The organism is Bradyrhizobium tropiciagri, assembly GCF_018130505.1.
Lineage (GTDB): Bacteria > Pseudomonadota > Alphaproteobacteria > Rhizobiales > Xanthobacteraceae > Bradyrhizobium > Bradyrhizobium tropiciagri_B.
The window spans coordinates 391786-410293 of sequence record NZ_JAFCKH010000005.1; the positions used below are offsets into that span (position 1 = coordinate 391786).

General features: G+C 65.8%; 20 protein-coding genes and 1 tRNA gene. 9 read left to right on the forward strand and 12 right to left on the reverse strand.

Annotated elements, in window-relative coordinates:
• Positions 1–125: 125 nt before the first annotated feature.
• The 3 genes from JQ633_RS15480 to JQ633_RS15490 all read left to right on the forward strand — a co-directional run bounded on the left by JQ633_RS15480 (position 126) and on the right by JQ633_RS15490 (position 2757).
• Positions 126–905 carry an SDR family NAD(P)-dependent oxidoreductase gene (locus JQ633_RS15480; protein WP_211985895.1) on the forward strand — a complete coding sequence of 260 codons (780 nt, stop codon included), beginning with the start codon at positions 126–128 and terminating at the stop codon, positions 903–905.
• 126 nt (positions 906–1031) lie between these two features.
• Positions 1032–1832, forward strand: a complete 801-nt coding sequence (locus JQ633_RS15485; RefSeq protein ID WP_211985896.1) for a glutamine amidotransferase — start codon at positions 1032–1034, stop codon at positions 1830–1832.
• Between the two features lie 115 nt (positions 1833–1947).
• Entirely contained in the window at positions 1948–2757 is an 810-nt protein-coding gene (locus tag JQ633_RS15490; protein WP_211985897.1) for an enoyl-CoA hydratase, read from the forward strand.
• A gap of 6 nt (positions 2758–2763) precedes the next feature.
• Here JQ633_RS15490 and JQ633_RS15495 read toward each other — a convergent pair whose 3' ends face one another.
• A complete protein-coding gene (locus JQ633_RS15495) occupies positions 2764–3000 on the reverse strand; it encodes a GIY-YIG nuclease family protein (RefSeq protein ID WP_211985898.1) in 237 nt (78 codons plus the stop codon).
• A gap of 160 nt (positions 3001–3160) precedes the next feature.
• Positions 3161–3236: transfer RNA gene (locus tag JQ633_RS15500), tRNA-Ala, on the reverse strand.
• Positions 3237–3417: 181 nt separating this feature from the next.
• On the opposite strand from JQ633_RS15500, the gene JQ633_RS15505 reads away from it, so the two are divergent.
• Genes JQ633_RS15505 through JQ633_RS15515 form a run of 3 tightly spaced genes read left to right on the forward strand, consistent with a single transcriptional unit; the run spans position 3418 to position 4948 of the window.
• A complete protein-coding gene (locus JQ633_RS15505) occupies positions 3418–3708 on the forward strand; it encodes a YggT family protein (protein ID WP_211985899.1) in 291 nt (96 codons plus the stop codon).
• Between the two features lie 21 nt (positions 3709–3729).
• Positions 3730–4062, forward strand: a complete 333-nt coding sequence (locus tag JQ633_RS15510) for a DUF167 domain-containing protein (protein ID WP_211985900.1) — start codon at positions 3730–3732, stop codon at positions 4060–4062.
• A gap of 1 nt (position 4063) precedes the next feature.
• Positions 4064–4948 carry a bifunctional methylenetetrahydrofolate dehydrogenase/methenyltetrahydrofolate cyclohydrolase gene (locus JQ633_RS15515; RefSeq protein ID WP_211985901.1) on the forward strand — a complete coding sequence of 295 codons (885 nt, stop codon included), beginning with the start codon at positions 4064–4066 and terminating at the stop codon, positions 4946–4948.
• Positions 4949–5048: 100 nt separating this feature from the next.
• Here JQ633_RS15515 and ppa read toward each other — a convergent pair whose 3' ends face one another.
• Positions 5049–5579: an inorganic diphosphatase gene (gene ppa, locus JQ633_RS15520; protein WP_211985902.1), complete on the reverse strand. Its 531-nt coding sequence runs from the start codon at positions 5577–5579 to the stop codon at positions 5049–5051.
• A gap of 166 nt (positions 5580–5745) precedes the next feature.
• Positions 5746–6255 carry a GNAT family N-acetyltransferase gene (locus tag JQ633_RS15525; protein ID WP_211985903.1) on the reverse strand — a complete coding sequence of 170 codons (510 nt, stop codon included), beginning with the start codon at positions 6253–6255 and terminating at the stop codon, positions 5746–5748.
• A gap of 376 nt (positions 6256–6631) precedes the next feature.
• Here JQ633_RS15525 and JQ633_RS15530 point away from each other — a divergent pair, with 376 nt between their 5' ends.
• The 3 genes from JQ633_RS15530 to JQ633_RS15540 are packed head-to-tail and all read left to right on the forward strand — an operon-like array spanning position 6632 to position 8897.
• Positions 6632–7099, forward strand: coding sequence for a DUF2269 family protein (locus JQ633_RS15530; RefSeq protein WP_211985904.1), 468 nt, complete (start codon positions 6632–6634; stop codon positions 7097–7099).
• A gap of 7 nt (positions 7100–7106) precedes the next feature.
• Positions 7107–8435 (forward strand): SDR family oxidoreductase, encoded by a 1329-nt coding sequence (locus JQ633_RS15535; RefSeq protein WP_211985905.1) that lies wholly within the window; start codon positions 7107–7109, stop codon positions 8433–8435.
• Between the two features lie 54 nt (positions 8436–8489).
• Complete coding sequence (locus JQ633_RS15540; protein WP_211985906.1) at positions 8490–8897, forward strand: thiol-disulfide oxidoreductase DCC family protein; 408 nt, start codon at positions 8490–8492, stop codon at positions 8895–8897.
• Positions 8898–8994: 97 nt separating this feature from the next.
• Here the strand turns inward: JQ633_RS15540 and JQ633_RS15545 are convergent, their stop codons facing one another.
• The 8 genes from JQ633_RS15545 to fdhF form a co-directional block, all read right to left on the reverse strand.
• Positions 8995–10242 (reverse strand): flavin monoamine oxidase family protein, encoded by a 1248-nt coding sequence (locus JQ633_RS15545; RefSeq protein WP_211985907.1) that lies wholly within the window; start codon positions 10240–10242, stop codon positions 8995–8997.
• Positions 10243–10411: 169 nt separating this feature from the next.
• Positions 10412–12238, reverse strand: a complete 1827-nt coding sequence (typA, locus tag JQ633_RS15550; RefSeq protein WP_211985908.1) for a translational GTPase TypA — start codon at positions 12236–12238, stop codon at positions 10412–10414.
• Positions 12239–12521: 283 nt separating this feature from the next.
• Positions 12522–12746 carry a hypothetical protein gene (locus tag JQ633_RS15555; RefSeq protein ID WP_211985909.1) on the reverse strand — a complete coding sequence of 75 codons (225 nt, stop codon included), beginning with the start codon at positions 12744–12746 and terminating at the stop codon, positions 12522–12524.
• Positions 12747–12758: 12 nt separating this feature from the next.
• Positions 12759–13022, reverse strand: a complete 264-nt coding sequence (locus JQ633_RS15560) for a hypothetical protein (RefSeq protein ID WP_211985910.1) — start codon at positions 13020–13022, stop codon at positions 12759–12761.
• A gap of 14 nt (positions 13023–13036) precedes the next feature.
• Positions 13037–13216 carry a hypothetical protein gene (locus JQ633_RS15565; protein WP_249159333.1) on the reverse strand — a complete coding sequence of 60 codons (180 nt, stop codon included), beginning with the start codon at positions 13214–13216 and terminating at the stop codon, positions 13037–13039.
• Between the two features lie 77 nt (positions 13217–13293).
• Positions 13294–14739 carry a radical SAM protein gene (locus JQ633_RS15570; protein WP_211985912.1) on the reverse strand — a complete coding sequence of 482 codons (1446 nt, stop codon included), beginning with the start codon at positions 14737–14739 and terminating at the stop codon, positions 13294–13296.
• Positions 14720–15439, reverse strand: coding sequence for a prolipoprotein diacylglyceryl transferase (locus JQ633_RS15575; protein ID WP_211985913.1), 720 nt, complete (start codon positions 15437–15439; stop codon positions 14720–14722). The genes JQ633_RS15570 and JQ633_RS15575 overlap by 20 nt, the downstream gene beginning before the upstream one ends.
• Positions 15440–15656: 217 nt before the next feature.
• Entirely contained in the window at positions 15657–18416 is a 2760-nt protein-coding gene (fdhF, locus tag JQ633_RS15580; protein ID WP_211986072.1) for a formate dehydrogenase subunit alpha, read from the reverse strand.
• Between the last annotated feature and the right edge of the window lie 92 nt (positions 18417–18508).

Consider the following 18508-nt stretch of genomic DNA (forward strand, 5'->3'; position numbering starts at 1 on the left):
TTCGCCTCGAAATCTGCATGGCGGTGGCTGTCGACAAGCTTACGGACGGCTTGCGTCCCACCGCATGCCTATGCTCTCGTCGCGGCCGTTGGGGACCTCTCCTGAATTTGAACAAGAGTTTGGACGTGACCGAGCGTGTGACGCTGATAACCGGGGCATCGGCGGGCATAGGCACCGAATTGGCGCGCGTATTCGCGTTGAACGGTCACCGTGTGGCGCTGGTGGCGCGGCGCGCCGATCGCCTGCAGGCGCTCGCCGACGAGCTGAGCGGCAAGGGCAGCGCGGCGCCGATCGTGATCCCCTGCGACCTCCAGGAGCCGGACGCCGGCGAGCGGATCGCGCAAGCCCTGATCGAGGCCGGGGTCGAGGTCGAGTACCTCGTCAACAATGCCGGCTTCGGCCTGTTCGGGCTCGCCGTCACGCGCGACCGCGCCGAGCAGCTCAACATCATCACGGTCAACATCCGCGCGCTGACCGACCTGACGCTGCGCTTCGCCGACCAGCTGATTCGCAATCGCGGTGGCATCCTCAATCTCGGCTCGATCGCCGGCTTCCTGCCCGGGCCCGGCATGGCGGTCTATTACGCCAGCAAGGCCTATGTGCTGTCGTTCTCGGAGGCGATGCGCTGCGAGCTGGCGCCGCAGGGCGTGCGCGTCACCGTTGTGTGTCCCGGTCCGGTGCCGTCCGAGTTCCAGGATCGCGCCGGCTTTGCGCCGGGGTTCGATTCCGCGATCCTGAACGTCAATCCCGACGAGATCGCCCGTCAGGCCTATCGCGGTTTGATGGCCAACAAGCGCGCCGTGTTGCCCGGGCCCTTCATCAAGCTCGTGCCGTTCCTGCTCCGCCTGTTCCCGCGCTCTTTCATCCTGACGGCGGTCGGCGGCTTCCAGCTCCGCAAGCGCTGATCCCTCACTGCCAACGCAGTTTCTGGCCCGCGATTTGCTTCGTGGCCTGTGTGCGCAAACTCACACGATGTTAACGACCACTTAGCTATGATCATCCCTTACGTGCCGAATCCTTAAGCAGAGACAATGTCGTTCCGGTCGGACCAAGCCCGTGTCGTGGTGCCCTTCGCAAGCCGAAGGCCGACCGCGGTCACGCCAGCAGGTCAGGCTCCGCTACGGCCGGTGCTGGTCGTGCTGCACCAGGAGACCTCGACCCCGGGACGGATCGGCAATGCGCTGCGGGCGCTGGGCTACTTCCTCGACATCCGCCGGCCGCGCTTCGGCGATCCGCTGCCGGAAAGGCTCGATGGGCACGCCGGCGCCGTGATGTTCGGCGGCCCGATGAGCGCCAACGATCCCGATGATTACGTGCGGCGCGAGATCGACTGGATCGCGGTTCCGCTGCGCGAGCAGCGGCCGTTCCTCGGCATCTGCCTCGGCGCCCAGATGCTGGCGCGCCAGCTCGGTGCAGCCGTGGCGCCGCATGCGCAAGGCCGCGTCGAGGTCGGCTATTATCCGATCAGGCCGACGGCTGCGGGCCGCGCGCTCTGCCCGGACTGGCCGGCCCGCGTCTATCACTGGCACGGCGAAGGGTTTGAATTGCCCGATGGCGCCGAGCTGCTCGCGGCGGGCGATGATTTTCCGGTGCAGGCGTTCCAGTTCGGCAACGCCTTCGGCCTGCAATTCCATCCCGACGTGACCTACGCGATGATGCATCGTTGGACCACGCGCGGTTGCGTGCGGATGGATCAGCCGGGCGCACAGCCGCGCCATCTGCACTTCGCCGAACGTGCCGTTCACGACGCCGCTGAGCGCGCGTGGCTGACGCATTTCATCGCCGACTGGATCGCGCGCACGCCGCGCGCCATGCTGCAGGCGGCGGAATAGCCGCCGCGCGGAATTTTCCCGCGCCTTTTCAAATTTGCGAATGTGCTAGTGTCGGCCTGCCGCGCGCGGCCGCATCGCCGTGCGTATCAAGAACAACAAGGCAAGGGAGATCGCCGTGAGCTACGAGCACATCCTCTATGAGGTCAGCGACCGGATCGCGACCATCACGCTCAACCGTCCCGACCGCATGAATGCGTGGACCGCGATCATGGAGCGCGATGTGCGCCGAGCGATGGAGGCGGCCGCCGGTGACGACGACGTCCGTGTCATCGTGCTGACCGGCGCGGGCCGCGGCTTCTGCGCCGGCGCCGACATGGAGGCCTTGAAGGGCATCGATCCCAACGAGGTCAGGCGCGGCGACAACATTCCGTTCGACATGAACCGGCGCGCCGACTGGCAGACGCGCTATGCCTATTATCCCGCGATCAAGAAGCCCGTCATCGCGATGCTCAACGGCGCCACTGCCGGCATCGGCCTCGTCCACGCGCTGTATTGCGATTTGCGCTTTGCCGCCGACACCGCGGTGTTCACCACCGCGTTCGCGCGGCGTGGCCTGATCGCCGAGCATGGCATCAGCTGGATGCTGCCGCGCATCGTCGGCCACGCCAACGCGCTCGATCTTCTGATGTCGGCGCGGCGCGTGTCGGCGGCGGAGGCGCTGCGCATCGGCCTCGTCAACCGGCTGTCCACGCCGGAGACGCTGCGCGAGGAAACCTACGCCTACGCCCGCGACCTCGCCGATTTCGTCTCGCCGAGCGCGATCGCCGTGATCAAGCGGCAGGTCTACGACGTGCCGTTCCAGACGCTGGCCGAGGCCACCATCGACGCCAACCGCGAGATGCAGGTCGCGCTGAAGGGCAATGATTTCAGGGAGGGCGTGGCGAGCTTCGTGGAGAAGCGGCCGCCGCGGTTTACGGGGACGTGAGGGGGGCTAGAGGCGCTTTTTGGCGAAGGCGCGTCCGGACGCCGACTTCAGGTACCTTTCAAAGGCGACGGCTTGCTTCTCGTCGCTGAAGGCGACGTAGGTCTTGAGCCGCCAAGGCGCATATTTCGATGTATGAGGCACCTCGCCGGCATTATGCTTGGCAAGTCGGGCGCGTAGGTCGTCAGTGATGCCGACGTAAAAATGCAGGCCATCCAGGCTTTCGAGAATGTAGACGTATTTCATCTGCCTACCCCGCATTGAGTGCGGGCAGCACGATAGCGTGTCTGGGGAGTGTCGCGAGCCCGGCTTCGCCCTTTGGGCTACGCCGCGGCAGCCTTCGCGCGCTTCGCTACGAGGGACTTCCCGGGCTTGCCGAGCCGAAGCTCGCGAAGCGAGCGAAGGCTGGTGGAGCCAGGCGGGATCGAACCGCCGACCTCGTCATTGCGAACGACGCGCTCTCCCAGCTGAGCTATGGCCCCGTCACGGCCGGGTAGTGCTGAGTGTCCCGGCCGGCAGCAGGGCGCCATTTACAGTGCCGCCCAAGGCCAAGTCAAGAACGCTGAGACTGCGGTTTTCGGCCCGAAGGGGCGGGAAGTTCCCTTGTTTGGCGGGGGGTGAACCGATATCTACCAGTCGTCCCACCCCGTGAGCCCCCTTCACATGCGCGCCGTCCTCGACATCGTCATCATCGTCCTCGACCTCTATGTCTGGCTGCTGATCGCCTCCGCCATCCTGTCCTGGCTGATCGCCTTCAATGTCGTGAATACGCGCAACCAGTTCGTCGCCGCGGTCGCCGAGTTCCTGTACAGGATCACCGAGCCGGTGCTGCGGCCGATCCGCAACGTGATGCCGAACCTCGGCGGGCTCGACATCTCGCCGATCATCGTAATCCTGATCATCATGTTCATCCAGCGCGTGATCGCCTATTACATCTATCCCAACGTGATCTGACCGGGCCTTGATGGATTCTTGATGGATCCTTGGCGCTACTCCACCGGGGGCATCAGCATCGCCTTGCGCGTGACGCCGCGCGGCGGCCGCGACGACATCGACGGGATCGAGACGCTGGCCAACGGTCGCGCGGTGGTGAAGGTCCGGGTGCGCGCCATTGCCGAGGGCGGCGAGGCCAACCGCGCCGTCACCGAGCTGCTGGCCAAGGCGCTCGGCGTGCCGAAGGCGCGGGTGAAGCTGTTGTCCGGCGCCACCTCGCGGCTCAAGCAGGTGGCGGTGGACGGGGATCCGAAGGGGCTCGGCGAGACGTTGCGAAAGCTGACCAGCAAGTCCGGCCAGGAAACAGAGGACTGACATGACCGCCCGCATCATCGACGGAAAAGCCATCGCCGCCGAGCTCCGCGCCCGCGTCGCCGCCGAGGTTTTCAGGGTGAAGCGCGACCACGGCCTGACGCCTGGGCTCGCCGTGGTGCTGGTCGGCAACGATCCGGCCAGCGAGGTCTATGTCCGCAGCAAGCACACCCAGACCCAGGCCGCCGGCATGGCCTCGTTCGAGCACAAGCTGCCCGCCGATGTATCACAGGCCGATCTGCTGGCGCTGATCGCGCGGTTAAACCGCGATCCGCTGGTGCATGGCATCCTCGTGCAATTGCCGCTGCCGAAGGCGCTGCACACCGAGACGATCATCAATGCGATCGATCCCGCCAAGGATGTCGACGGCCTGCATCCGAACAATGCCGGCCGGCTCGCCGGCGGCCTTGCCGCGCTGTCGCCCTGCACGCCGCTCGGCTGCATCATCCTGACCAAGAGCGTGCATCCCTCGCTCGAGGGCATGAACGCGATCGTGATCGGCCGCTCCAATCTGGTCGGCCGCCCGCTGGTGCAGCTGCTGCTGAACGAGAATGCGACGGTGACGATCGCGCATTCGCGCTCGCGCGACCTGCCGAAACTCTGCGCGCAGGCCGATCTGGTCTATGCCGCGGTCGGCAAGCCCGAGATGGTGCGCGGCGACTGGCTGAAGCCGGGCGCGACCGTGATCGATGTCGGCATCAACCGTATTCCGGTGGAGGGCGGCAAGCCGAAGCTGGTCGGCGACGTCGCGTTCCAGGAAGCGCTCGGCGTCGCCGGCGCGATCACCCCGGTGCCGGGCGGCGTCGGGCAGATGACGGTGGCGTGCCTGCTGGTGAACACGCTGCGCGCCGCCTGCGCCATCCAGGGCATAGCGGCGCCGGCGGTTTAGCTAGGCACCGTCATTCCGGGACGATGCGACAGCATCGAACCCGGAATCTCGAGATTCCGGGTTCGCGTCTGCGACGCGCCCCGGAATGACGACTACGTCGTCACTTCTTCTTGTCTCGCTCGATCCCTTCCAGGATCAGCTTGCACGCCTCCTCGGCGTCGCCCCAGCGCAGCACCTTGACCCATTTGCCCTTCTCAAGATCCTTGTAGTGCTCGAAGAAGTGCTGGATCTGGTCCAGCGTGATCTGCGGAAGATCGGTGTAATTCTTCACCTTGTCGTAGCGCTGGGTCAGCTTCGAGGAGGGCACCGCGATGATCTTCTCGTCGCCGCCGGCCTCGTCTTCCATCAAGAGCACGCCGACGGGGCGAACGCTCATGACGGCGCCGGGGATGATCGCGCGGGTGTTGATGATCAGGACGTCGCAGGGATCGCCGTCGCCGGACAGGGTGTGCGGGATGAAGCCGTAATTGCCGGGATAGCGCATCGGCGTGTAGAGGAAGCGGTCAACGACCAGCGTGCCGGCCTCCTTGTCCATCTCGTATTTGATCGGCTCGCCGCCCACGGGCACCTCGATGATGACGTTGACGTCGTGGGGCGGGTTCTTTCCGGTCGATATGGCGTCGATACGCATGGATTGCTCCGCGTGGCCTCTGGAAGTTGAACAGGGTGTGATTTTCTTGTGTGGCGCCGCCAAGGCGGCGCGGCCGGATCGAGCCCAGACTTTTCGCCGGGCAGGCCGCCGCGTGACGCGCGCAGGCTGGTCTAGCCTTGCTGCAGCCGCGAGAGAAGCAGGATTTTCAGTTCGCCCAGGCGAAAGCGACCTTGTCGAGCGACTTCGGCCCGAACCGCTCCGACGAGCGCGCCACCATGCGGCCGCCCAACGCGCGGTAGAACTCGGTCGCGCCCTCGTTATCGGAAAGCGCCCAGATCACCATGCTCTTCAGGCCGCTCTGCACGAGGTCGCGGCGCGCCGCGTTGAACAGCCGGCGGCCGAAGCCGAGGCCCTGGAATTCCGGCCGCAGATAGAGCTCGTAGATCTCGCCTTCGAAGTGCAGGCTGCGGGCGCGGTTGCGGCCGTAATTGGCGTAGCCGGCAACCTTGTCGCCGAACATCAGCACGCTGACGCGGCTGCCCTTGCGGATCGCGCTGTCCCACCATTGCGGGCCACGGCGGTTGATCAGCTTTTCGAGTTCGGCGCCGGGGATGATTCCCTGATACGCCGAGCGCCAGGCTTCGTCATGGGTAGACGCCACCGCGGCTGCGTCAGCAGCTTTGGCCGGCCGGACCTCGATCAGCGTTGTGCTCATGGGCATCATCAAAGCAAGTCAGGGGGCGGCCTTCAAGGTCCATCGTTAATAAACGGTTAACCTGTGGATTTTCGGCATCAGTGCAGTGAAAACTTGTATCGAAAAAGGACAGATGGGCAACACAAGCGGGCGTTACCCGCTTCCGTCGGTAGCCAAAGTGCGCGGTGCGCTTTGTGACGATGCTCACGCCCGGACCATTCCCGATCGCGACGCATCTGCATCTGATTCGTAAACGGTATTCTGTTGGCGTCCGACCGCGGCGGCCAGGCGCGCGGCGCCGGAGTGGATTTTCGCATCCGTCCGGCCTATGGAGCGAGGCTGCCGGCGATTGCAGTCGGATGCATCCGCCGATGGCGCCACATGCGAGCGGAAGGCGATGACGCTCTATTTCCTGGTCAAATATCTCCATGTGCTCGGCGCCATCGTGATCCTCGGCACCGGGACCGGCATCGCCTTCTTTATGCTGATGGCGCATCGGAGCGGCGACGTAGCGTTCATCGCACGCACCGCGGCAACCGTGGTGGTCGCGGACATGATCTTCACCCTGACGGCGGTGCTGCTGCAGCCGGTGAGCGGCGGATTGCTGATGCTGCTGTCGGCGACGAGCCTCGCCGAACGCTGGCTGCTGGCCTCGCTTGCGCTCTACGCGCTCGCCGGCGCGTTCTGGGTGCCCGTCGTCTTCATGCAGATCGAGATGCGCGATCTCGCCCGGGCGGCGGCCGCGAAAGGTCATGCATTGCCGCCACGCTATTTTGTGCTCTTCCGTCGCTGGTTCGTGTTCGGTATTCCCGGCTTCGGCGCGGTGATGATCATCCTGTGGCTGATGATCGCAAAGCCGTTCTAGGAAATCCATGAGCGACGACGCATCACGCAACATCCTCGTGCTCGGCGCGTCCGGTCTAATCGGCCGCTACCTGACCGACGACCTGAGGGCGCGCGGCTTTGGTGTGGTCGGTGTTGCGCGGCATTTCATGCCAGCGCAGCAGGTGAGCGCGCGCGATCTCGAACTGCCGGTGATGGCGATGGATGAAGCGGCGCTGGCGCAGCTTTTCCGCACCCACGATGTCGATGTCGTCGTGAACTGTCTCGGCGTCTTGCAGGACGGCCCGGGCAGCGACACGCGCGTGGTGCACCGCGATTTCGTCGCCCGCCTGCTGGCGGCGATCCGCGACAGCGGGCGTGCCATCCGTCTCGTTCACATCTCGATCCCCGGCAGCGCGGAGGAGGATCGCACCGCCTTCAGCACGACCAAGCGCGAGGCCGAGCGACTGATCGCGGCGTCCGGCATCGCCCATGCGATCCTGCGCCCGGGCTTTGTCATCGCGCCGGCGGCCTATGGCGGCAGCGCGATGCTGCGCGCCTTGGCGGCGCTGCCGTTCGATCTGCCGGCCGGCGAGGCGGCGACGCCGTTCCAGCCGGTGGCGGTGGACGACCTTGCCGCGACCATCGCATGGCTGGCCGCGCGCGACGTCGCCGATGAGCCCGTGCGCGCCGTGACCTGGGACCTGATGCAGCCGCAACCAGTCTCGCTTGGCGGCGTCATCGCCCAGTTCGGGCGGTCGTTCGGCACCGCCAAGAATGTCCGCATCCCGTCGCCGTCCTTCCTGGTCGATCTCGGCGCGCGCCTCGGCGATCTCGCAAGCCGTCTCGGCTGGATGCCGCCGCTGCGCTCCACCGCGATCGCCGAGCTGCGCCGCGGCGTGACCGGCGATCCCGCCGCGTGGATGGAAGCGACAGGCATCGTGCCGAAGACCATCGCACAGGCTGTCGGCGAGCGTCCCGCGACCGTCCAGGACAAGTGGTTCGCGCGGCTGTTCCTGATCAAGGCGCTGATCTTCGCGAGCCTCGTGTTGTTCTGGGTCGCCTCCGGTTTCATCGCGCTGGTGATCTCCTATGACGCCGCGGCGGGCATCCTGCGCGCGCACAATTTCCCGCCGGCGCTGGTCGGGCCGGTCACGGTGCTGACCAGCCTGATGGACATGAGCATCGGTATCCTGATCGCGTTCCGCCGCACCGCCGTGTTCGGCCTGGTCGCGGGCATCGTGGCTTCGCTGGGCTACATGACGGGATCGGCGATCCTGACGCCGGACCTCTGGATCGAGCCGCTGGGAGCGCTGGTCAAAACCGGTCCGGCCATCGTGCTAATGCTGGTCGCGCTGCTTATATTGGACAACAGGTAGTGCTTTGAACGCGCTGATTACCGGTTCGCGCGAGAGGCGTGTCGAGGGAGCGAGATGACGAACTGGCCCGACAATGACGTGATCCTCTACGACGGCGTCTGCATCTTCTGCTCGCGCTGGGTCCGCTTCGTGATGGCCCGCGACACCGCCCGCCGTTTCCGCTTCACGCCGATCCAGTCGGACTACGGCACGCGGCTGGCAAAGGCCTTCGGCATCGACCCCGACGATCCCCACACCAACGCCGTGATCCATGACGGCGTCGCCCATCTGAAATCGGACGCCGCGCTGACGGTGCTGAGCCTGCTGCCCGGCTGGCGCTGGACCCGCTCGCTATTTGTTGTGCCGAAGCCGCTACGCGACGCTGTCTACAGCCTCATCGCGCGCAACCGGTACAAGATCTTCGGCAAGTACGAGACGTGCTTCATCCCGGACGCCGATATGCGGGCGCGGGTGGTGGAGTAAGTCCGAGCCGTCATTGCGAGGAGCGGAGCGACGAAGCAATCCAGTGCTCCGCATATGCGGGCCGATGGATTGCTTCGCTGCGCTCGCAATGACGAGGCTAAGCGCGCCGCTTCGCAGCCAAGACTTCCCTCGCCGCCCTTTCGCCGCTGTCCCGCGCGCCATGCGCGGTAGAGAAGAAGTTCGGCGAGGTCGCCTCACCCGCGAAGAAGAGCCGGCCGTCGACCGGCGCGGCGAGTACCTCGCGCTTGTCGGCGTGGCCGGGGAGGGCGTGGGAATAGGAGCCGCGGGCGAACTTGTCGTGCGACCAGCGTGACTCGCTGAGCGGCTTCAGCCTGCGGCGGAAATCGTTACCGAGGAAGGAGACGATCTCGTCGATGCTGTGCGCGGCGATCGCGCCGTCGCCGGCGTCCTCCAGCGCTTGCGCGAAGCGGCCGCCGAAGAAGCCCTCGATGCAGGGCTGGCCGAACGGGCGGATGTGATAGGTGCCCATCTCGGTGCGCATGGTAGCGCCGCGCAGATTGCCTTCCTTCGGCATCGTCGCCGGATCGGCGAGCGCCAGCGTCACCTTGTCGGCGAGGCCGAGCGGCAGGCCGCGCGCGGCGTCGAGCTTGTCGGGAAGTGCGGGCGAGAAGCGGATCGCTTCATCGGCGATCAGGTTGGTCGGCACGGTGACGATCACCTTGTCGGCTTCCAGCGTGCCGCGCGAGGTCTCGATGCGCACGCGCTTGCCGGCGTGATCGATCAGCTTGACCTCACAGTTCAGCGCGACTGGTACCTGCGCGCCATAGGCTGCGATCAGCGCGCCGTAGCCGCGCCGCACCCGCCAGTTGATGTTGGTGTCCTCGTAGGCGTCGATGTCGAGGATCGAGGCCTGGTCGAGCTCGCAGCCGTTCACATAGGTCGAGATCGCATCGATCATCGGATTCCAGCGATTGCCGGGCTCGAGATAGAGATTGGCGGAGCTGTCCTTGCCCGACTGCGCAGCCGCTTCGATGCGGTCGTAGAACTGGTCCAGCGCGGTGACGAACTCGTCGCGATCGGCCTGCGGGAATGCCTTGCCATAGGCGCGCTCGCGCCACGGCGGCAGGTCCTTGTTGATCTCGAAGTCGAGCCCTTTGGCGATGGCGACGAAACTGTTCTTGTCGGCCGAATGCAGCCAGCCGCAGCCGACATCGAACACGACGTCAGGCGCGGCCTGGATCGTATGCGCGCGGCCGCCGAGCCGGTCGCGAGCCTCCAGCACGATGGTGGAGAGGCCGGAGTCCTTCAGCGCATTGGCCGCACCGAGGCCTGCGGCGCCGGCGCCGATGATGGCAACGTCGACTGTGGAGGGAAGGGAACTCATGCCCCGGCTGTAGCACGTTCGCTGCCGGGCCTGAAGCCGCCGCGCGCATGACTGTCATCGCCCGCGAAAGCGAAGGCGGGTGATCCGGTATTCCAGAGACAGTGGTGCTTGAGCCGATGGGCCGCGGTGTACTGGGTCCCCCGGTCGAGCCGGGGGACGACAGAGTAAACTAGGCGACCGCTTCCTTGGCCTTTTCCGCGCGCTTGCGGTCGTTCGGGTCGAGGTGCTTCTTGCGCAAGCGGATCGACTTCGGCGTCACCTCGACGAGCTCGTCGTCCTCGATATAGGCGAGCGCCTTTTCCAGCGTCATACGGATCGGCGGGGTCAGGCGCACCGCCTCGTCCTTCGAGGTGGTGCGGATGTTGGTGAGCTGCTTGCCCTTGAGCACGTTGATCTCGAGGTCGTTGTCACGGGTGTGCTCGCCGACGATCATGCCCTTGTAGACCTTCCAGCCCGGCTCGATCATCATCGGGCCGCGGTCTTCCAGCTTGAACATCGCGTAAGCCACCGCCTCGCCCTGGTCGTTCGAGATCAGCACGCCGTTGCGGCGGCCCTGGATCTCGCCCTTGTAGGCGGCGTAGCCGTGGAAGATGCGGTTCATGATCGCGGTGCCGCGGGTGTCGGTGAGCAGTTCGCCCTGATAGCCGATCAGGCCGCGGGTCGGCGCGTAGAACACCAGCCGCAGGCGGTTGCCGCCGGACGGGCGCATCTCGATCATCTCGGCCTTGCGCTCGCTCATCTTCTGCACGACGACGCCGGAATGCTCCTCGTCGACGTCGATCACGACCTCTTCGATCGGTTCCTGCCAGCCGCCGGTCGCCTCGTCCTTCTGCAGCACGACGCGCGGGCGCGACACCGAGAGCTCGAAGCCTTCGCGGCGCATGGTCTCGATCAGGATCGCGAGCTGCAATTCGCCGCGGCCGGAGACTTCCATGGAGTCCTTGTCGGACGCCTCGACCACGCGCAGCGCGACATTGCCTTCGGCCTCGCGCAGCAGGCGGTCGCGGATCATGCGGCTCGTCACCTTGTCGCCTTCGGTGCCGGCGAGCGGCGAGTTGTTGACGATGAACGACATCGAGACCGTCGGCGGATCGATCGGCTGCGCCGGCAGCGGCGTCTCGACGCTGGGGTCGCAGAACGTGTCGGCGACGGTGCCCTTGGTGAGGCCCGCGATCGCGACGATGTCGCCGGCCTCGGCCTCATCGAGCGGAGTGCGCTCGAGGCCACGGAAGGCGAGAATCTTGGTCAGGCGGCCGCTCTCGATCAGCTTGCCGTCGGCGCCCAGCACCTTGACCTGCTGGTTCGGCTTGATCATGCCGGACGAGATGCGCCCGGTGATGATGCGGCCGAGATAGGGGTTGGCTTCGAGGATGGTGCCGATCATGCGGAACGGACCTTCCTCGACCTTCGGCGGCTCGACATGGCGCACGATCAGGTCGAACAGCGGCTGCATGCCGAGGTCCTTCGGACCCTCGAAGCTGTCGGCCATCCAGCCCTGCTTGGCCGACCCGTAGAGGATCGGGAAGTCGAGCTGCTCCTCGCTGGCGTCGAGCGCCGCGAACAGGTCGAACACCTCGTTGATGACCTCGGTCGGGCGCGCGTCGGGGCGGTCGACCTTGTTGATGACGACGATCGGCTTCAGGCCGATCTTGAGCGCCTTCGATACCACGAACTTGGTCTGCGGCAGCGGGCCTTCCGCGGCGTCGACCAACACCAGTGCGCCATCCACCATGTTGAGGATGCGCTCGACCTCGCCGCCGAAATCGGCATGGCCGGGGGTATCGACGATGTTGATGCGGATGTCCTTCCACTGCACCGAGGCCGCCTTGGCCAGGATGGTGATGCCGCGCTCGCGCTCCAGGTCGTTGGAGTCCATGGCGCGCTCGGTCACCTTCTGGTTTTCGCGGAAGGTGCCGGATTGCTGCAGCAGGCGGTCGACGAGGGTGGTCTTGCCGTGGTCGACGTGGGCGATGATGGCGACGTTACGAAGGTTCATGGCTCTTCTTCTGGTCGTGCAAAGGGTTTGAGCGCGATCTCGCCGGATCATCCGGCCGGTCGCTCGCTCTCGCGGCCCGCAAGGGCCCGGATCACGCTCTCTTACCCAAGAAATTTGACGGGGACGCATCGCCCCAAAAAGGAAGCCCGGTCGTCAGGACCGGGCACCTCTATGCGTTGCGGCGCAATATAGTCAGAAATCGCCAAAAAACAATGGTTTATTGGCCGTCCACGCGGCTGATTTTCGCCCGGAACGGCCGGTCTGGGCGGTTCCCCAGGAGGGGTCAATTCCGGGTCACCGTCCACACAATCACCGCAAGCCCGCCAAAACCCATGAGAATCACGAGCATGGTGAGGGGATTGGCGGAGCCGCCGATCATGGCGCTGACGATGACGCAGAGCACGCCCGGGATCAGCAGGATGATCCCCACGGTCAGCATGAACGCCGTCACGCAGCCGCTGCGCGGCTGCGGCGGCGGGTACGGCGGGGTCGGGTCGGAGATGTTCATCGATTCCAGCGGCTAGCGCCCCTTGATCGCGGCATAGATCAGCCATGCGCCGGCAAAGCCGGCCATGAGACCGAGCAGGACCAGGAAGATGATCGTCGGATCGGGGCGCTGGTCGGCAAGAATTGCGCCCCCGAACAGGATGGCACAGAGGCCGGGAAGCAGCAGGGCCACCCCGAACAGCGCCATGAACGCCGTCGCGCAGCCGCTCCGCTGTGGCAGCGGTGCGGGCGCAGGCGGCGGCGAGGGCGGGACGGGCGGCGGATTGGTCTCGCTCATGGCTGGTCCCCGGTTCAGCGCTTTTGGCTGGTGATGGCGGTGTAGATCAGCAGCACGCCGATCGCGCCGAGCAACAGACCGAACACGATCGGCCCGCCCAGCATCCGGTCGATGCCTCCAGTCTTCGACGCGCCGATCATGAACAGGATCGCGCAGAGCCCCGGCAGCAGCAGGATCGCGCCCAGCACCGCCATCAATGCGGTGCCGCAGCCGCCGAGCTGCGACGGCGGCGGAGGCCGCGCAGGCGGGAGGGGCGGGGGACCCGTTTCACTCATCGCGGTGCGACTTCATCCTGCCGGGCCTCGCGGTAGGTCTGGCCGGCCAGCGCGGCGCGGATGCCGTCGATCTTTCCGTCGCGGTAGAACAGATTGTAGGTGTCGAACGGGATGATCGCGCCGCTCTCGGTGACGAAGTGGATGCAGCTGCGCTTGACGTTGCCGACGCAGAAATTGAAGCGATCGAGGAATTGCACGATGGTAACGCGGAACACGTTCTCGTAAGTCAGCCCCTGCGGCACCTCGAAGCTCGGCAGGCAGCACAGCAATTCGCAGACGCGCTCCGAGGTGTTGAGCGGCCCCGACGACAGCGAGAACAGGTCGACGAATTTTTCCCGCAGCACCGGATATTTCTCCGGGCTGATCGTGTTCGGCATCACCGCGATCAACTGCTCCTGCGGGATCAGCGAGGTCAGCGGCAGCACCTTGTCGCCGTTGCGCAGCCCGTAGCCGATCGAGATGCTCTCAGGATTGCAGGGCAGCGGGATCATGTCCTTGTCGCCGAACACGCCGGTTTCGATCACGCGCTGGCGAATCTCCGACAGCATGATCCGGTCGGTGTTCTTGTCGAAATTCTCGTTGCGGCCGGCATCCTGCACCGGCTGCAGCGTGACGCCGCGGACGCACTTCCAGGTCAGCGCGTGGCGGACGATGTCGCCGATCTCGGCGTCGTTGACGCCGCGCTTGATGGTGGCGACCAGCGTGGTCGAGACGCCGTAGCGCTCGAGATTCTCCAATGCCTGCTGGCGAATCTTGCGCAGGTCGGCGCCGCGCAGATTGACCAGCGCATCGCGCTCGAGCGAATCGAACTGCAGATAGACTTCCAGCCCGCGCTTGTTCTCGGCGAGCTTGGCCACGAACTCCGGCTCGCGCGCGATGCGCAGGCCATTGGTGTTGATCATGACATGGCGGATCGGCCGCGCCCGCACCGCGTCGAGGATAGCGAAGAAATCCGGATGCAGCGTCGGCTCGCCGCCGGAGATCTGCACGAGGTCCGGCTCGCCCTCGCTCGCGACCAGCGCGTCCAGCATGGTCTCGATCCTGGCCAGCGGCGTGAATTTGGTTCGCGCCGGCGAGGAATCGGCAAAGCACACCGGGCAGGTCAGGTTGCAGTGCTCGGTGATCTCGATCAGCGCGAGGCAAGAGTGCTGCTCGTGGTCCGGGCACAGCCCGCAATCATAGGGGCAGCCGAATTCGGTGTGGCGCTGGAAGGCGAGCGGGCGGTCGCCGGGCTTGATGAAATCCTTGCACAGCCGCCAATAGGCCGAATCGGTCGAGACCAGCGTCGACTGCACGCCGTGCTGCTTGCAGCGCTTCTCGTACCAGACCTCGTTGCCGAGAATCTGGATCTTGGTCGGCACCAAGGTCAGGCAGGTTTCGCAGAGCGATTGGGTCTGGCCCCAGAAGATGTAGGGACGGGCCTTACGCAGCGGCGCGTTCATGCTTCACACTCACATTTGGCGCCGTCGCCAGCATGACGGCGGCGTAGACCATGACAAACAGCGACAGCAGGTGGAACAGCGAGAACGGGCCGATCAGCGCGCCATAAGGCTTGATGAATTCCCAGATGAAGCGCTGCAGTCCGTAGTAGAACAGGACGAGGTAGAATCCATTGGTGATGATTGCGGCGTTGCGGTTCAACACCGCCCATACGTAGAAGACGGCGAACGCCGCCATCGCCAGGCTCTCATAGAGCTGCACCGGATGACGCAGGATGCCGTCGCCGAAATCGTGGCCCCAGGGCAGCGTGGTCGGCGTGCCGTAGGTGAAGTCGTCGAGTCCCGCGAAATAGCAGCCGAGCCGGCCGACCGCGACGCCGATGGCGAGCGGCAGCGCGAACCGCGCGCCGGTGCGCAGCGAAATACCGTGCCGCCATTTGTAGAGTTCGATCGCGATGATGCCGCCGGCCAGCGCGCCCTCCACCGAGCGGGCGATGCCCGGCATGCCCGACAGCCACAGGTTCAGCGTGCCGAAGATGTAGGCCCCGATCCCGGCACCGAACACCAGCGCGGCGATGTAGGACAGTTCGAACGATTGTTTTGGAAATTGCAGCCCGCGCACCCGCGACAGCCACCACATGGAAGCTCCCGCGGCGCACCATGCAGCGACGTCGAAGACGGCGTGAAGTTCAGCCCCGCTCATCAGGCGAGTGTAGCGTGGATTTCGCGGCGCGCGATATCTCTGTCGACTCCCTCTCCCCGTTCTTGCAGGGAGAGGGTTGGGGTGAGGGGCTGTCTCCGCACAGGCACCAATAATTGGACTCGCGGAGGCTCCCCTCACCCGGATTGCATCTGGCGATGCAATCCGACCTCTCCCCGCAGACGGGGGAGAGGTGAAATTGGCGGCCTATCTGCGTCGGCTATTCTGCGGCGGTGCGGATATCGATCTTTTCGGCACGGACGGCGCAGAACTTGAATTCCGGAATCTTGCCGAATGGATCGAGCGCCGGGTTGGTCAGCAAATTGGCCGCCGCCTCCGCGTAGCAGAACGGCATGAAGACCATGTTCTCCGGCACGTCGCGGTCAGCGCGCACCTTGACCTCGACCGCGCCGCGGCGCGTCTCGAGGCGGATGAAGTCGCCGGGGGCGAGCCCCTTCTTGCGCATGTCCTTCGGGGTCATGAACGCGACCGCCTCGGGTTCGATCTGGTCGAGCACCTGGGCGCGGCGCGTCATCGAGCCGGTGTGCCAGTGCTCGAGCACGCGTCCGGTCGACAGCACCATCGGATACTCGTCGTCAGGCAGCTCGTCCGGCGGGATCACCTTGGCCGGCACGATCTTGCCGCGGCCGCTCTCGGTCGGGAAACCGGTGGTGAAGATGATCTCGTTGCCCGGCTTGTCCGGATCGTCGACCGGATAGGTTACCGCACCCTCGCGGACCAGGCGGTCCCAGGTGATGTTCTTCAGCGACGGCATCAGCTCGGCCATCTCGGTGAAGACCTCGCCCGGTCCCGCATAATTCCAGGGCAGCCCCATCCGCTTACCGATCTCCTGGATGATCCAGAGATCCTGCCGTGCATCGCCCGGCGGCTTGATCACCTCGCGCGCCAGCTGCACGCGGCGGTCGGTGTTGGTGAAGGAGCCGGACTTTTCGGCGAACGCCGAGGCCGGCAGGATGACGTCGGCGTGGAACGCCGTCTCGGTGACGAACAGGTCCTGCACGACGAGATGATCCAGCATGGCCAGCGCTTCGCGCGCGTGCTGCAGGTCCGGGTCGGACATCGCGGGATTCTCGCCCTCGACATACATGCCGTGGATCTCGCCGGCATGGATCGCGTTCATGATCTCGACGACGGTCAGCCCGCGCACCGGATCGAGTTCCTGACCCCACAGCTTCTCGAAGGCGCCGCGCATGTCGTCGCGGCCGACCGGCTGATAGTCGGGCAGGAACATCGGGATCAGGCCGGCGTCGGAGGCGCCCTGCACGTTGTTCTGGCCGCGCAGCGGATGCAGTCCGGTGCCGGGGCGGCCGACCTGGCCGGTGATCAGCGCGAGCGCGATCAGGCAGCGCGCATTGTCGGTGCCGTGGACATGCTGGCTGATGCCCATGCCCCAGAAGATGATCGACGACTTGGCGCGCGCGTAGGTGCGTGCCACCTCGCGCAGGGTCTCCGCCGGGATGCCGCAGATCGCCTCCATCTTCTCCGGCGGAAATTCCTTGATCTTCTCCTTGAGGTCTTCAAACCCCTCGGTGTAGCCGGCGATGTACTGCTCGTCGGTCAGGCCTTCGGCGATGATGGTGTGGATCATCGCGTTCAGCATCGCGACGTCGCTGCCCGGCTTGAACTGCAGATGTTCGGTCGCATGGCGCGACAGCGTCTGCCGGCGCGGATCCATCACGAACAGCTTGGCGCCGCGCTTGGCGGCGTTCTTGATGAAGGTCGCGGCGACCGGATGGTTCACGGTCGGATTGGCGCCGATCACCCAGATCACCTCCGCGTCGGCTGCCGCCGAGAACGGCGCTGACACCGCGCCGGAGCTGAGGCCTTCGAACAGCGCCGCCACCGATGAGGCGTGGCAGAGCCGCGTACAGTGGTCGACATTGTTGGAGCCGAAGCCGGTGCGCACCAGCTTCTGGAATAGATAGGCTTCCTCGTTGGAGCCCTTGGCCGAACCGAAGCCGGCGAGCGCCTTGGGGCCCTTCTCGTCGCGGATCTTCTTCAGGCCGTTGGCCGCGATATCCAGCGCCTCTTCCCACGTCGCCTCGCGGAAATGGGTGTAGGGATTGGCTGGATCGACCTGGTCGTTGGCATCCTTCTTGACGCCCGGCAGCCGCACCAGCGGCTTGGTCAGGCGGTTGGGGTGATGGATGTAGTCGAAGCCGAAACGGCCCTTGACGCAGAGCCGGTTGTGGTTGGCGGGGCCGTCGCGGCCTTCCGCGTAGATCACCTTCTCGTCCTTGACCTCGTAGGTGACCTGGCAGCCGACGCCGCAATACGGGCACAGCGAATCCACCTTGCGGTCGGGATAGGTGACGCGAGTCTGCTGGTCGTCGAGCATCACCGCCGGCATCAGCGCGCCGGTCGGGCAGGCCTGCACGCATTCGCCGCAGGCGACGCAGGTGGACTCGCCCATCGGGTCGTCGAAGTCGAACACGATCTTCGAGCCGTGACTCCGATAAGCCATGCCGATGACGTCGTTGACCTGCACCTCGCGGCAGGCGCGCACGCACAGTCCGCACTGGATGCAGGCGTCGAGATTGACGCGCATCGCGGGATGGCTGGCGTCGGCCTCCCAGCGCTCGGCCGCGGGGAAGCGGCTTTCGGTGACGCCGGTCTTCTCGGCCCAGTGCCAGAACTTCGAATCCGGATCGTGCGAGGTCTCGCGCGCCGGCTGATCCGCCACCAGAAGCTCCATGACCATCTTCTGCGCTGCCACCGCGCGCTGGCTGGCCGACTTCACCTTCATGCCGACCGTCGGCGTTCGCTTGCAGGACGCCGCCAGCACGCGCTCGCCTTCGATCTCGACCATGCAGGCGCGGCAGTTGCCGTCCGGCCTGTAGTCCGGCTCAGGCGAGTAGCAGAGATGCGGGATCTCGGTGCCCTGGCGCTTCGCGACCTGCCAGATGGTTTCGCCGGCGCGCGCTGCGACCTGCTGGCCGTCGAGCTCGAACTGGATCATCGCCGGTCCGCCGCCGGTGCCGCCGACCTTGCCGATCGGCTCGCTGTGCGTGACGGTCACGCGGCCGTCGGGGACGTTCTTTCCTCCGGCCG

What these genes read in the sequence shown, in the direction of transcription:
- JQ633_RS15485 (WP_211985896.1), top strand. Translation starts at nt 1,032, where the DNA reads ATGTCGTTCCGGTCGGACCAAGCCCGTGTCGTGGTGCCCTTCGCAAGC.
- JQ633_RS15495 (WP_211985898.1), bottom strand. Translation starts at nt 3,000, where the DNA reads ATGAAATACGTCTACATTCTCGAAAGCCTGGATGGCCTGCATTTTTAC.
- JQ633_RS15505 (WP_211985899.1), top strand. Translation starts at nt 3,418, where the DNA reads ATGCGCGCCGTCCTCGACATCGTCATCATCGTCCTCGACCTCTATGTC.
- JQ633_RS15510 (WP_211985900.1), top strand. Translation starts at nt 3,730, where the DNA reads ATGGATCCTTGGCGCTACTCCACCGGGGGCATCAGCATCGCCTTGCGC.
- JQ633_RS15515 (WP_211985901.1), top strand. Translation starts at nt 4,064, where the DNA reads ATGACCGCCCGCATCATCGACGGAAAAGCCATCGCCGCCGAGCTCCGC.
- ppa (WP_211985902.1), bottom strand. Translation starts at nt 5,579, where the DNA reads ATGCGTATCGACGCCATATCGACCGGAAAGAACCCGCCCCACGACGTC.
- JQ633_RS15525 (WP_211985903.1), bottom strand. Translation starts at nt 6,255, where the DNA reads ATGAGCACAACGCTGATCGAGGTCCGGCCGGCCAAAGCTGCTGACGCA.
- JQ633_RS15530 (WP_211985904.1), top strand. Translation starts at nt 6,632, where the DNA reads ATGACGCTCTATTTCCTGGTCAAATATCTCCATGTGCTCGGCGCCATC.
- JQ633_RS15535 (WP_211985905.1), top strand. Translation starts at nt 7,107, where the DNA reads ATGAGCGACGACGCATCACGCAACATCCTCGTGCTCGGCGCGTCCGGT.
- JQ633_RS15540 (WP_211985906.1), top strand. Translation starts at nt 8,490, where the DNA reads ATGACGAACTGGCCCGACAATGACGTGATCCTCTACGACGGCGTCTGC.
- JQ633_RS15545 (WP_211985907.1), bottom strand. Translation starts at nt 10,242, where the DNA reads ATGAGTTCCCTTCCCTCCACAGTCGACGTTGCCATCATCGGCGCCGGC.
- typA (WP_211985908.1), bottom strand. Translation starts at nt 12,238, where the DNA reads ATGAACCTTCGTAACGTCGCCATCATCGCCCACGTCGACCACGGCAAG.
- JQ633_RS15555 (WP_211985909.1), bottom strand. Translation starts at nt 12,746, where the DNA reads ATGAACATCTCCGACCCGACCCCGCCGTACCCGCCGCCGCAGCCGCGC.
- JQ633_RS15560 (WP_211985910.1), bottom strand. Translation starts at nt 13,022, where the DNA reads ATGAGCGAGACCAATCCGCCGCCCGTCCCGCCCTCGCCGCCGCCTGCG.
- JQ633_RS15565 (WP_249159333.1), bottom strand. Translation starts at nt 13,216, where the DNA reads ATGGCGGTGCTGGGCGCGATCCTGCTGCTGCCGGGGCTCTGCGCGATC.
- JQ633_RS15570 (WP_211985912.1), bottom strand. Translation starts at nt 14,739, where the DNA reads ATGAACGCGCCGCTGCGTAAGGCCCGTCCCTACATCTTCTGGGGCCAG.
- JQ633_RS15575 (WP_211985913.1), bottom strand. Translation starts at nt 15,439, where the DNA reads ATGAGCGGGGCTGAACTTCACGCCGTCTTCGACGTCGCTGCATGGTGC.
- fdhF (WP_211986072.1), bottom strand. Translation starts at nt 18,416, where the DNA reads ATGATCCAGTTCGAGCTCGACGGCCAGCAGGTCGCAGCGCGCGCCGGC.